This is a genomic window from Maribacter sp. C-4077 (genome assembly GCF_055378385.1).
In genome coordinates, this window is record NZ_AP038807.1 from 722,118 (window position 1) to 735,551 (window position 13,434).

A 13,434-nucleotide genomic window follows, 5' to 3' on the forward strand; every position below is an offset into this window, starting at 1 on the left:
AGTTATTCTATTTTTCTACCGTTTCGAATTTTGGCCCTCCGGATACTTTTTCCTGTAACCACTGAAAGAAAATGAACAAAGTGGGAATAACGAAGACACCCACTACGGTACCAATGAACAAACCTCCTACGGCACCAGTACCAATAGACCTATTTCCTTCTGCCCCTACTCCACCTGCGAGCGCCAAGGGCATTAAACCCAATATGAAAGCAAAGGAGGTCATCAAAATTGGACGTAGTCTTGATTCTGCACCTTCCACGGCAGCGTCTAGGATTGATAACCCATGCTTTCTTCGCTGCAGGGCAAATTCCACAATTAAAATCGCGTTCTTGGCAAGAAGACCTACTAACATGATTAAGGCGATTTGGAAGTATATATTATTTTGCAGTCCCGCCAATTGTGTAGTGAAGTAGGCACCAAAAACACCTAAGGGCAACGAAAGCAATACAGAAAAAGGTATTAGATAACTTTCATATTGCGCCGCAAGCAGGAAATACACGAAGACCAGTGACAATAAAAAGATGGTCGTGGTCTGGTCTCCGGCATTCACTTCTTCACGTGTCAGGCCAGAATACGCAATTGAAAACGTTGTTGGTAAGGATTGGGCCACTTCTTCCACGGCCTTTATAGCATCTCCCGAGCTATATCCTGGATTCGTGGCGGCCGTAATTTTCGTGGAGTTGAACAAATTAAACCGTGTTACGGATTGTGGTCCATACACCCTTTCCAAACTGATAAATTCCGTAATGGGGGTCATGACACCTTCGGAAGTTCTAACGAACATTTGGTCCAGATTGTCGCGATCGGCCCTATCCTCTGGAAGCGCCTGAACATACACACGGTACTGTTTACCAAAACGGGAAAAATCCGCAGCAAAGATACTCCCGATATACCCCTGTAGGGTAGCAAAAATACTACTTATGGATACCCCAAGTTCCTTGGCCCTTGGCACGTTTATTTCAAGCTCATACTGTGGATATCCCGTATCAAATGAGGATTGTGCGTACTGAATCTCCGGCCTTTGGGTCAAGTTGGCAATAAATTCCTTGTTCACCTTATCCAAATCTGTAAAAGAACCACTGGCGCGATCTAATAAATTTACCTCTACACCCGAAGAACGTCCAAAACCTGGAATACTTGGAGGGGCAAAGAATACTATATTGGCTTCAGGAATCGTTGCCGCCGCTCCAAACATTTTTGCGGTTATGGCTTCCATAGACAAGGTATCTGCTCCCCGCTCGTCCCAATCCTTAAGACGAACAAAACCTAGACCATAATTACTGCCTGCACCACCCAAAAAGCTACGCCCCTCAATAACGGACCCATCCAAAACCCCTGGTATCTGCTTGATTTTAGAATACAACTCTTCGTTGACCTCATGGGTTCTGTCAATGGAGGAACCCGGGGGAAGCTCAATGTTCATAAATACGATACCACGATCTTCATCGGGAACAAAACCAGTCCTGACCATACTTGATGACCACCAGATACCAACAAAGGCCAGGACAAGAATAAATACGGTTACCCACTTATGTTTGTACAGAAAATGAACGGAACGGCCATATTTCTGGGTAGTAGCCCTAAAAGCGCTATTAAACGCATCGAAGAATCGCTCCTTAAAATTTTTCTTTTTTCCTTCATCCTTCTCCGTATGCGGCTTTAAGAACAATGCACAAAGCGCCGGGCTCAAGGTAAGCGCATTAATTGCAGAAATAATGATAGCCACAATCAAGGTTACACCAAATTGTTCATAAAATACCCCTGTAGGTCCCGTAACAAACGTTACTGGTATAAATACGGCCGCCATGACCAGAGTGATGGATATAATCGCGCCCGATATTTCGTTCATAGCCGTTAATGTTGCCTGCTTGGCATCCTTGGCTCCCTTATCCAATTTGGCGTGTACTGCTTCCACAACAACAATGGCGTCATCCACCACAATACCAATTGCCAATACCAAGGCAAACAAAGTCAACAAGTTGATGGAATAACCAAAAAGATTCAAGAAGAAAAATGTTCCAATTATGGAAACAGGAACGGCTATGGCAGGAATGAGGGTAGACCTAAAGTCCTGTAGAAAAATAAAAACGACGAGGAATACCAACAAAAAGGCCTCTACCAAGGTACTGGCCACCTTTTTTATAGAAGCGTTCAAGAAATTGTTGGTGTTATACGGAACAAAAACTTTGATACCAACCGGGAGGTCTTCCTTAATTAGTTCTAGCCTATTTTCAATTTCAAGAATTATTTCCCTGGCATTAGAACCTTTGGTTTGATAGATTCCCATATTTACTGCCGGATAGCCTGACGTCATGGAGCTTGCCGAATACGATTGGGCACCTAATTCTATTTCGGCAATATCTTCAAGCCTCAGAAAACGTCCATTATCCAAAGCCTTTACCACAATATTACTGTACTGTTCCTGCGTTTTAAACCTTCCTCCATATTTTATTACATAGCTAAAGGCCTCACCGTCGTTTTCACCTAGGGAGCCTGCTGCAGCTTCTAAACTCTGTTCGTTCAAGACGGCTACCACATCCGAAGGTATTAATCCATAGGCCGCTAATTTTTCGGGCTGCAACCAAATTCGCATGGCGTAATCCTTGGAGCCAAATACATTGACATTACCAACACCATTTACCCTCTGAATCTCAGGAATTACATTTATTTTAAGGTAATTCTGCACAAAGGTTTCATCATAATCCGGATTGGTACTATAAAAAGACATAAACATCAGCGCACTGGTCTGTTGTTTTTGTGTAGTAACACCTGTCTGTATAACGGCCTGTGGTAGAAGTGAATTGGCCCTAGCTACCCGGTTTTGAACGTTTACCGCCGCGATATCGGGACTTACATCTTGGTCAAAAAATACGTCAATAGTGGCAGTACCGCTATTGGTGGCCGTGGATGTAAGATAGGTCATCCCTTCCACACCGTTAATTTGTTCCTCCAAGGGAATAATTACACTTTCCAAAATAGTCTCGGCATTCGCACCGGGATAGTTGGCACTCACGCTAATAGTAGGAGGCGCAATGTCCGGATATTGGGTAATGGACAGTGACGTAAGACCCATTAATCCCAAGATGACGATTATAATCGAAATTACGGTTGAAAGTACTGGCCGTTCAATAAACTTTTTTAGCATATTCTAATGTGTTATCCGCAGTTCTACTATTATCTGAATAAAATTTTAATGGGCTTTGCAACGCTATCGAAGGCAACGGATTTTGGAATAATCTTGGTGTCCCCCCTTAATTTGTCAATCCCTAGACCCACAATTTTATCACCTTCTTCGATACCGCTTTCCACCATGTAGAGATTATCCACCTCGTTAATAACAGCTATACTCTTGGATACGGCCATACTATCTGAACGGACCTGGTATACATATACACCGCCCTGTCTGTCAAAAGTGCTTTCCTTGGGAACTACCACAACATTCTCAAACTTTTTGGGTATTCTGATCTTAGCGCTGTTACCATTGGTCAAAATCCTTGAAGGGTTGTCAAATTTGGCCCTAAAGGTGATAGCACCCGTAGCGGCGTCCACTTGTGAATTTATGGTCTCGATTTTCCCTTTTTGATCATATACCCTTCCATTGGCGAGAATTAATTCAACTTCGGGTAAGTTCTGTATCTTTTCGTTTATGGTATTGCCTTTCGTATCTTGAATAAAATTCAGATAATCCTTTTCGTTCATGGAGAAATAAGCATACACTTTACTGATATCCGCAACAATAGTAAGAGGCTGGGCGTTGTTTGGACTGACCAAAGCTCCTCTTCTAAATCTGATGGACCCTACAAAACCATCAACTGGACTTTTAATACTCCCGTAGTTGATGTTGGCATTGATGGAATTATACGTGCTCTTTGCCTGTTGCAACTTTGCCTTTGCAGTTTCCAGCTGCACACTGCTGATAATATTCTTTTCAACCAAAGGTTTTAATTTATCCACTTCCACTTGAGCGGCATTGACGTTTGCCAAAGCAGCAGCGGCATCCTGACTTAGGGATTGGGTTTCCAATTTAAAAAGGGTCTCTCCTTTTTTTACCTGTTCCCCCTCATCCACCAAAACATCCGTAATATAACCTGAGATTTTGGCCCTAACCTCACTATTAACAATGCCCTCAATACTTGCCGGATAGGTAGTAAAAGAAGTGACATCCTTGGTGGGTATTTCTATTACCTGAAATGAAGGGGCTGCGGATTGATTACCCGAATTTTCATTGGTTTTACCTCCACAGGAAATTAAGATCAGAGTTGAAATTACAAATAGGAGCGTGTAGATTTTCTTCATTTTGAATAACTAAATAGTTTTTAATTTTGTTCTTTGAAATCCCTTATTCGTTGTAAGGTCTGTTCAATATTCAATTTTTCCTGCTCTAGGAAGTCGTGGAATATATTTCCGATATACCCCTTTTTTCTATAATTTTCAGGATTGTTCTCCTGATTGAACTTATTTACTTTTTGGGTAAGTTCTAGATCAGAAATTATCGTTTCAAACCGCTCTTTTAGCATGTTTTGCAAAAAACTACCAGAACTCCTAAAATATCTTTTCCGCTTACCGGGCCGTGTATAGTATTCCAAGTACTTTAATTGCAACAGGAGATTTAAATTTGTGGAAACAGAACTTTTACTGGCCTGGGTAATCTCCATGAGCTCTTCAAAAGAAAAGCCCTCTTGAGAGGATAAAACCATTATCGCATAGATTCGGGCGGCCAATGGTGGCAAATTGTGGCGCCTTTCAAAATAAAGCCCCAATTCCTCTATCAACATTCGTTTATGTTCTGAGCATAGCCCCATAGTACAAATTCTGTAACAAAGCTACCTTACAGTTCGTTTTGTTCCGAACTAACTATAATAAAATTTCGTTAATTTTTTAAAAATAGAATCGAGAGAATTGAATGATATTTGTGGAATACCAACAAAAAATCCAGATACATTTAAATGAATCTGGATTTAATTAGTGACCGCGGAGGGATTGGCTGCGCCTTTCCCTCAAAGCTCCGCTTTGAAAATAGTCCAAACAAAAAAAAGCTCAAGCAAGTTTGGCGTTTTTTCTTTTTGAACTATTTATTCGTGACCGCGGAGGGATTCAAACCCCCAACCCTCAGAGCCGAAATCTGATGCGCTATTCAGTTGCGCCACGCGGCCTTATTTAATAATATGAGTAAAAAACTCAAATTTACCGTTACAATATTCAATTCACAAATCCGATGCTGGATTCTCCCGGTAGCTATCGGGAGTGCCACTCGGTCATTATATTATAAACTAAGAACTTAATTTTTGTTTTACGATGGCTGATATGGTCTTACCATCCGCCTGACCGGCCAACTCCTTGGACACGATTCCCATTACCTTGCCCATGTCCTTCATGCCAGAAGCACCCGTGGCATCAATGGTTTGGACCACAACTTTTTCAATTTCTTCCTCAGTAAGCTGTTCTGGCAAGAACTGCTCGATTACGGCAGCCTGGGCCAACTCCGGTTCCGCCAAATCCTGTCTTCCTTGTTCCACAAAAATAGCGGCACTGTCCTTCCGTTGCTTAACCAATTTCTGCACCAGCTTTATTTCATCCATTTCGCTTAATTCCTTTCCTGAGCCGCTGGTACTTTCCAACAAAAGAGCGGATTTGATGGCCCTTAAAGACTCCAAGGCCACCGTGTCCTTGGCCTTCATAGCGACCTTCATTTGCTCCATTACTTTTGCCTGTAAACTCATCGTTTGTGGTTTTTGGATTGCAAAGATAAATAATAAACCCGAAAACAAAATTTGTTTTCGGGTTCAAATAGATATCGAAATAACACTAATCTACATTATCGTGCAAGAACGAATTATTGGACCGCAATTGAATCTCATCGTTACTATCGTCACTTAAGGTCGTTCTTGAAATTTTTTTTTCCCTAGGGTTTTCGTTCAAATTAACGCCCTGCCTCTTATAGGCAGGCTCTTTCTCAATTTCATCAATATTGCTCAAGCTGTTTTTGAACTTGTAATTGAAATCCTTTAACTTTCTCCTTCGTTCGTCCGCACGCTGTCTAAGCAATTCCTCAATTGGGGTCTCCATGGGATCTATAGAGGTTTCATCCCTATTATGTTCCTTTGGGGCAACCGTTCTTTTTTCAAAAACCAGTTCGTCCTCTATAATTTTGGGTTCAAATTCCTCTGCTTTGGATTTGGCCCCGGTTAACCTATTCTCCAATTCCATATAATCGTCCAAACTGTATCGAGTCTCTCCTTTTTTATTGTACTCCAAAACAGGGATTATCTCCACGCTATCGTTTACGTCCAAATCCTTGATTTCATCATCCAAGTTAAAGACTACAACATTGTCCTTTTCATCATCCTCCAAGGGCATTTCAAAACTCATGGCAAATTGTTCCTCTTCTTCCCTTTCGTACCTTAAAACTTCAGGCTCTACCACTTCGATATCCCTAATTTTGGCCGTTGCATCTATAATTACAAAATCATCCTCGGACACACATTCGGCAATTACCTCGTCATAGAAGACGTTAAAATTCCGGATATAATTGGTAGTAGGAATCAAGTCAAAATCGCCCGAATCCAAAAACTGATAGCGCTCCTGGGGTTTTTCAATCTCCTCCTCTTCCTCTTCAACTTCCAAGGTATGGACAGTACGTTTTGTAGTTAAGAGTTCAGCTTCCGCCTTTTGGTTGTCCTCCAATGTATGGATGATTTTTTTTGACTCGGTGTTTACGATATCATCCTGTTGTTCCACGTTAAATCCCGTGGCGATAACGGTAACCGCGATAGATTCGCCCAAGGACTCGTCCTCACCAACACCCATAATGATATTGGCACCATAACCCGCTTCAATTTGAATGTGATCGTTGATTTCCCCAATTTCGTCAATCGTAATTTCCTGCGCCCCGGAAACAATAAGCAACAATACGTTCTTGGCACCGGTAATCTTGTTATCGTTCAATAATGGGGAATCCAATGCCTTCATAATGGCCTCGTTCGCCCTTGAGGAACCTGAAGCTATGGCTGAACCCATGATTGCTGTTCCGCTATTGGAAAGAACGGTCTTGGCATCGCGCAAGTCGATGTTTTGTGTATAATGATGTGTTATCACCTCTGCAATTCCCCTAGCAGCGGTTGCCAAAACCTCATCGGCCTTTGAAAAACCTGCCTTAAACCCAAGGTTTCCATAGACCTCCCGTAATTTATTATTGTTGATAACAATCAAGGAATCTACATTCTTCCGCAACTTTTCTATACCCTGATGGGCTTGATCACAACGCATTTTACCTTCAAACTGGAACGGCATGGTAACAATACCCACCGTTAGAATATCCATTTCCTTGGCAAACTTGGCAATTACGGGAGCAGCACCAGTTCCTGTTCCCCCGCCCATACCAGCGGTAATGAAAATCATTTTTGTCGTACGGTCCAGCATTCCTTTGATATCTTCCATGCTCTCCATAGCGGCCTGCTCACCGATTTCCGGATTGGCACCAGCTCCCAATCCCTCCGTCAATGATACGCCCAATTGAATCTTGTTGGGTACCGGACTATTGTCCAAGGCCTGTGCATCCGTATTGCAGATGACGAAATCTACCCCGTTGATACCGGCCTGGAACATGTGGTTTATGGCATTACTGCCCCCGCCACCCACTCCAATGACCTTAATGACATTGCTTTGATTTTTTGGAAGATCAAAAGAGATACTATCAAATTCGTTGTGATTACTCATACTATTATTATTACTGGTTATTATGCGCTTATTCTAGTTCTTATTCGGCGTTATCCAAAAAATCCTTCAACTTTTCGGACCATCGGTCAAAAACGGATTTCCGCTCCTTCATAGGTTGATTCACCTTAACCTCTTCTTCAAAACCGGCCATGACAGGTTCCTCCTCCTTCTTGATCTTATTTTTATTGATGGCCGACTTCCTTTCTTCGTTCCTAATAGCGTTCATTAACAAACCTACGGCCGTGGCGTAAAGTGGACTGGCCACTTCCTCGTCTGAATCCCCTGCCAAATGCTCGTTGGGGTAGCCTATACGGGTATCCATTCCCGTAATATATTCCACCAACTGCTTTAGGTGCTTCAATTGACTTCCACCTCCTGTAAGTACGATGCCCGCAATCAATTTCTTTTTTTGCTCATCATGACCATAGTTCTTGATCTCTACATATACCTGCTCTATAATTTCGACCACTCTGGCATGTATGATTTTGGAAAGGTTCTTTAAGGTGATTTCCTTAGGTTCACGGCCCCTCAAACCTTGTATGGATACGATTTCATTGTCCTTGTTCTCCCCGGGCCAAGCGGAACCAAAACGTACCTTAAGACTTTCGGCCTGTTTTTCTATGATGGAGCAGCCTTCCTTAATATCCTCGGTTATAACGCCGCCACCAAAAGGAATCACGGCCGTATGGCGAATAATCCCATCTTTAAAAATGGCCAGGTCCGTAGTACCGCCCCCTATATCGATCAAAGCTACTCCCGCTTCCTTCTCTTCCATGCTCAACACGGCATCGGCAGATGCCAGTGGCTCCAGGGTAATGTTCCCCAAGTCCAATCCGGCACTTTTGATACAACGGCCTACGTTCTTGATAGAGGAAACCTGGCCCACCACAACATGGAAATTGGCCTCCAGCCTGCCCCCGTACATTCCGATAGGCTCTTTTATTTCGGCCTGGCCATCCACCTTATACTCCTGTGGCAATACATGAATGATTTCTTCCCCGGGGAGCATAATCAGTTTATAGACCTGATTGACCAAGGAATCCAAATCGTCCTCATTGATAACTTCCTCTGAATCCTTTCTGGTAATGTAGTCACTGTGCTGCAGGCTTCTGATGTGCTGACCGGCAATCCCTACCACAACGGAACCTATTTTTAGTCCGGAATTGGTTTCGGCCTGTTCCACGGCCTGCTGTATGGATTTTATCGTTTGCGTGATATTGTTAACAACGCCCCTGTGCACGCCGAGACTTTTGGATTTACCGATTCCCAAAATCTCGATTTTGCCGTACTCATTCTTTTTTCCGATGATAGCCACAATCTTAGTGGTCCCTATGTCCAATCCTACCGAATAATTTCCTTGTTCCATGTTGTTATATTTTAGTGCACACTACCTGGTTATTGAATTCCAAAGTTACTTCCGCAAAATCCTCCAAGGTATTATCCTTGTTGGCCTTGGCATAAAAGGCCTTAAAATTGCTGAACTTCCCTTCCAAATTATCAATACCCCCTAAATTCACCACAAACTGGTTCAGCCTAAACTTCAATTGGTAATCATCCTCCGCCTTTATATGAATACCTATCACGTTCTTTCGTAAAAAATCGTCCTTGTTTATAAACTCTAAAATCCTGTACACATCCTCGAGGCTCTTACCCGTTATATTGCCTGTTATAATAGGCACCCTAGCCGAATAATTGGATGAAAACGGCATACGTTTTCCTTCATCATCCAGATAGAACTTTGAATCCCCCTCAATGCGTCCGATGGGTTTGCGTTGAACAATTTTAGACGTTAGCTCACCGTCTATAGTGACATAGACTTGGGCACTTTTCACCATTTCATTGGCCTCAAGGGCCTTTTCTATAGTATTCAAAACTATATTTTCTTTAGGCACATTTTCGAGCCGCCCATAATTTTGTATTAACAATTTATTAACCGCTCCCTCTGTAATATAGAGGTTTTGGTCACCCAGAAATTCCACTTTGGAACGGACTACGTTCTTCTTATTGCTCCTATTGTTAGAAAACGCGTAAAGCCCCATTATTACGAACAATAGCGCAACTATTTTCAATAAGTTCCAATCAATGCGCATACTCCAATTCTTTTGTTACTTTCATAATTTCCAACCCAATATCACCTGCACCCATCATGACGAGCACTTCTGGATTTTGGGCTTTTATTTCCGATACCAAATCCCCTTTTTCCACAACTTTTGTTTGGGCGTTGGTCATCTTTCCCATCAACCAAGCAGCATCAATTCCCTCCATGGGCTCTTCCCTGGCCGGATAAATTTCCAATAGCAAAACACTCGGAAATTTTGATAGACTTTTTGCAAAATCATCCCCAAAATCCTTGGTCCGACTGAACAAGTGTGGCTGAAAAATGGCCAAAATCCTTTTGTTGGGATGCATTTCAACAATGGCATCATACACGGCATCTATTTCAGTGGGGTGATGGGCATAGTCATCGATGAGGACAAAATCCTCGTTCTTGATACGGTAGGAAAATCGTCTCTGAACACCCTTGAAAGATGCCAAAGCTTCGGCCAGGCGATACGGTGGGGAACCTGCTTGTATCGCCATGGCAAAAGCGACCAAACCGTTCAACAGGTTGTGTCTTCCCGGTTTGTTGAATCGAACCCCGGTAAATGTTCCTTCCGGAGTTCCCAAATCAAAAATGTAGGTACCATGTTCTATTTTTAAATTCCGGATGCAATAATCCGAATCATCCTCTATCCCATAGGTTATGCCGTTTAAAGGCAAACCCTTACGAACAAAAAGCTTTCCTCCAGGCTTTATTCGGGCCACAAAGTCAAGAAACGACTTTTGTAGTTCCTGGGCATTCCCATAAATATCCAAATGGTCCGCATCCATAGAGGTTATACAGGCCACATTGGGCGACAATCTCAAAAAGGACCGATCGAACTCATCCGCTTCCACCACGGAATACTCGGTTCCCTCTAAAAGAAAATTGCTGTTAAAATCCTCCGAAATACCGCCCAAAAATGCCGTTAACGGAGTTCCCGTTTCACGAAGCAAATGAGCAAGAATGCTTGATGTGGTCGTCTTTCCATGGGTGCCCGCAACGGCGAAACAGAAGGAATCCTTGGTAATCAAACCCAAGACTTCAGAGCGCTTTTTGATGACAAAATCGTTCCTTAGAAAATATTGATATTCTGAATGTGTACTTTTTACCGCCGGCGTATACACCACCAAGGTTTCCTCTGGGTTTAGAAACGGTTTGGGAACCAATTCCAAATCATCCTTATAATGCACGGAAATAGCATGGTCGGATAGTTCAATGGTCAGAGGAGTTTCGGTCTTATCGTAACCAGCCACTTCCTTCCCGATAAACTTGAAATACCGGGCCAATGCGGACATACCTATACCTCCGATACCAATGAAGTAAACCCTATGTATATCCTTTATTTTCATGTTGGCTAATTCAACAATTTTTCAATTTCATCACAAATGTCCTTCGTGGCATTGGGCAGTGCCAAAGCCTTTATATTTTTAGAAAGTCGTTCCCGTTTTTCTTCCGATTCGAAGACCGACAAAAACTCTTCTTTAAACTTTTCTTCCAAATCACTTTCCTTAATCATGACGGCGGCATCTTCGGCCACCAAGGCTTGTGCATTTTTTGTCTGATGGTCCTCCGCCACCACAGGTGATGGAATAAAGATGGTAGGCTTTCCTACCAAACATAACTCCGAAACCGCTCCCGCTCCAGATCTGGAAATGATCATATCCGCCGCGGCATAGGCCTTTGCCATATCGTTCAAAAAGGCATGTACCTTTACATAATCCGAATTTTCACCTTCGTACATCTTTACATACCCCTTTCCACATTGCCAGATCAACTGAAGGTTCAAGGATTTGAAAAACTCCAGGTTATCCGCAATCAAGGCATTGATTCGCTTGGAACCCAAACTGCCCCCTAGCACCAAAAGGGTTTTCTTTTGCGTGTTCAAACCAAAAAATCGTAACGCATCAGACCTATCCTCCTGTAAGGAAATTAAATCGGCCCTTACGGGATTTCCGGTTTTCACGATTTTATCGGCAGGAAAAAATCGTTCCATACCATCGTAGGCCACACAAATCTTGGCCACCTTGTCCTTAAGTAGTTTGTTCGTGATTCCGGCAAAGGAGTTTTGTTCCTGTAGTACACAAGGTATTCCGCTGCTTGTAGCCACTTTCAATAAAGGACCACTGGCAAAACCGCCCGTACCCACTACGGCGTGGGGCTTAAATTTGCTTACTATTTTACGTGCCTTTATCAAACTACTTATCAGTTTCAATGGAAACATTACATTTTTTAGGGTCAGTTTCCGTTGTATCCCCGTTATCCACAATCCCTCAATTTTGTATCCCGCTTGCGGGACCTTCTCCATTTCCATTCGGTCTTTTGCCCCAACAAAAAGGAACTCCGCATTGGGATGTCTTCTTTTAAGTTCGTCGGCAATTGAAATCGCCGGATAAATATGTCCCCCCGTTCCGCCACCGGATATGATAAACCTATAACTGCCCACTCAATACTTCTAAAGGGTTGCTTTCATCAATATCCACGGTACTTTCCGTCGTCTGCTGCATGCTTTTGTTACTGGCACTTAGAATGATGCCTATCGCCAGACAGGTCATCCAACTGGAAGTTCCCCCACTACTGATCAATGGTAAATTTTGACCCGTTACGGGAAACAGCTCCACGGCCACTGCCATATTGATCAAAGCCTGAAAAACTATGGGCAAACCAACACCTAGCACCAACAATTTGCTAAAAATGGTGGTACAGCCATTGGCGACCACCACGATCCTGAACAACAAAAACAGGTAAAAAAACATAAGGGCAAATCCGCCCAATAGCCCATATTCCTCTACAATAATGGCATAGATAAAATCCGACGAACTCTGGGGAAGGAAATTTTTCTGTACGCTTTTCCCAGCACCTTTGCCCATAACACCGCCCGTAGCGATGGCTATTTTGGCCTTTTCTATCTGATAGTTGGCCTCGGTATCCTCCGGATTGCTAAAACTATCGATACGGCTCATCCAGGTATCGACCCTATTTGGGAACAAATCGGGTGCCGCCTTGGCCACCAAAATGAACAGGGCCAAACAGGCGATGCCCGTTCCAACGATACCCAATAAATATTTTATGGGATATCCCCCCAAAAAGCAAAGCATCAAGACCATAGAAAAAATAATCCCGGCCGTAGAAAAATTTGCGGGCAGGATCAACACCACTACCAAAAAGACGGGCAACCATAAGGGTACAATACTTTCAGAAAAGGTAACCTTTACATCCCGAACCTTGGAAAGATACCGGGCAACATAGATCATCAAAACTACGGCTGCCAAGTTGGAAGGCTGAAACCCGAATCCTACCAAGGGTAAACGAATCCAACGGCTTGCATTGGTTTCCCCCGCAGTAGTCCCCTGGGCCAGCACAAAGATCAAGAGCACGATGACAATTGGCATGGCTATTAAGGAAAGACCCTTGAAAAAATGGGTGGGTATTTTATGTACCCCGTAAATGATACCGAAACCTAAGAACAATAACAAGGCATGCTTCACTAGATGGCCAACCGTTGTGCCATTACCCACTACATAGACCAAATTACTACTGGCACTGTAAACGGGCAAAAACGAAAACAACGCCAAAAGTGCCGCAATGGCCCAAATGGCTTTGTCACCGTTGATATTTTGCAATAGGTTTCGCACGGA

10 protein-coding genes and 1 tRNA gene are annotated in these 13,434 nt (G+C 43.1%); all 11 read right to left on the bottom strand.

The genetic code is table 11. The features are described from left to right. Window positions 1–7 precede the first annotated feature (7 nt). The 11 genes from ACZ41C_RS03225 to ACZ41C_RS03275 all read right to left on the bottom strand — a co-directional run bounded on the left by ACZ41C_RS03225 (window position 8) and on the right by ACZ41C_RS03275 (window position 13,431). Complete coding sequence (locus ACZ41C_RS03225; protein WP_464564289.1) at window positions 8–3,145, bottom strand: efflux RND transporter permease subunit; 3,138 nt, start codon at window positions 3,143–3,145, stop codon at window positions 8–10. 29 nt (window positions 3,146–3,174) lie between these two features. Then, a complete protein-coding gene (locus ACZ41C_RS03230; RefSeq protein WP_464564291.1) occupies window positions 3,175–4,296 on the bottom strand; it encodes an efflux RND transporter periplasmic adaptor subunit in 1,122 nt (373 codons plus the stop codon). A gap of 20 nt (window positions 4,297–4,316) precedes the next feature. Further along, window positions 4,317–4,775, bottom strand: a complete 459-nt coding sequence (locus tag ACZ41C_RS03235; protein ID WP_161595367.1) for a GbsR/MarR family transcriptional regulator — start codon at window positions 4,773–4,775, stop codon at window positions 4,317–4,319. Between the two features lie 304 nt (window positions 4,776–5,079). Then, window positions 5,080–5,153 (bottom strand) — tRNA-Arg (locus ACZ41C_RS03240). 117 nt (window positions 5,154–5,270) lie between these two features. After that, a complete protein-coding gene (locus tag ACZ41C_RS03245; protein ID WP_464564293.1) occupies window positions 5,271–5,720 on the bottom strand; it encodes a GatB/YqeY domain-containing protein in 450 nt (149 codons plus the stop codon). A gap of 85 nt (window positions 5,721–5,805) precedes the next feature. After that, entirely contained in the window at window positions 5,806–7,716 is a 1,911-nt protein-coding gene (gene ftsZ / locus ACZ41C_RS03250) for a cell division protein FtsZ (RefSeq protein ID WP_464564295.1), read from the bottom strand. 40 nt (window positions 7,717–7,756) lie between these two features. Next, a complete protein-coding gene (gene ftsA / locus ACZ41C_RS03255) occupies window positions 7,757–9,082 on the bottom strand; it encodes a cell division protein FtsA (RefSeq protein WP_464564297.1) in 1,326 nt (441 codons plus the stop codon). A 4-nt stretch (window positions 9,083–9,086) separates the two neighbouring features. Next, the gene (locus ACZ41C_RS03260) at window positions 9,087–9,806 is read right to left on the bottom strand and encodes a cell division protein FtsQ/DivIB (protein ID WP_464564299.1); all 720 of its coding nucleotides are present in this window, start codon (window positions 9,804–9,806) and stop codon (window positions 9,087–9,089) included. Continuing rightward, window positions 9,796–11,148: a UDP-N-acetylmuramate--L-alanine ligase gene (murC, locus tag ACZ41C_RS03265; protein ID WP_464564301.1), complete on the bottom strand. Its 1,353-nt coding sequence runs from the start codon at window positions 11,146–11,148 to the stop codon at window positions 9,796–9,798. The genes ACZ41C_RS03260 and murC overlap by 11 nt, the downstream gene beginning before the upstream one ends. A 5-nt stretch (window positions 11,149–11,153) precedes the next feature. Then, on the bottom strand, window positions 11,154–12,242 hold the full coding sequence (gene murG, locus ACZ41C_RS03270) for an undecaprenyldiphospho-muramoylpentapeptide beta-N-acetylglucosaminyltransferase (protein WP_464564303.1): 1,089 nt from the start codon (window positions 12,240–12,242) through the stop codon (window positions 11,154–11,156). After that, window positions 12,229–13,431, bottom strand: a complete 1,203-nt coding sequence (locus ACZ41C_RS03275) for an FtsW/RodA/SpoVE family cell cycle protein (RefSeq protein WP_138259341.1) — start codon at window positions 13,429–13,431, stop codon at window positions 12,229–12,231. The genes murG and ACZ41C_RS03275 overlap by 14 nt, the downstream gene beginning before the upstream one ends. Window positions 13,432–13,434: the final 3 nt, after the last annotated feature.

Excerpts from the sequence above, each read along its gene's own strand:
- ACZ41C_RS03235 (WP_161595367.1), bottom strand. The coding sequence starts at position 4,775 with ATGTTGATAGAGGAATTGGGGCTTTATTTTGAAAGGCGCCACAATTTG.
- ACZ41C_RS03225 (WP_464564289.1), bottom strand. The coding sequence starts at position 3,145 with ATGCTAAAAAAGTTTATTGAACGGCCAGTACTTTCAACCGTAATTTCG.
- ftsA (WP_464564297.1), bottom strand. The coding sequence starts at position 9,082 with ATGGAACAAGGAAATTATTCGGTAGGATTGGACATAGGGACCACTAAG.
- ACZ41C_RS03245 (WP_464564293.1), bottom strand. The coding sequence starts at position 5,720 with ATGAGTTTACAGGCAAAAGTAATGGAGCAAATGAAGGTCGCTATGAAG.
- murC (WP_464564301.1), bottom strand. The coding sequence starts at position 11,148 with ATGAAAATAAAGGATATACATAGGGTTTACTTCATTGGTATCGGAGGT.
- ACZ41C_RS03230 (WP_464564291.1), bottom strand. The coding sequence starts at position 4,296 with ATGAAGAAAATCTACACGCTCCTATTTGTAATTTCAACTCTGATCTTA.
- ftsZ (WP_464564295.1), bottom strand. The coding sequence starts at position 7,716 with ATGAGTAATCACAACGAATTTGATAGTATCTCTTTTGATCTTCCAAAA.
- ACZ41C_RS03260 (WP_464564299.1), bottom strand. The coding sequence starts at position 9,806 with ATGCGCATTGATTGGAACTTATTGAAAATAGTTGCGCTATTGTTCGTA.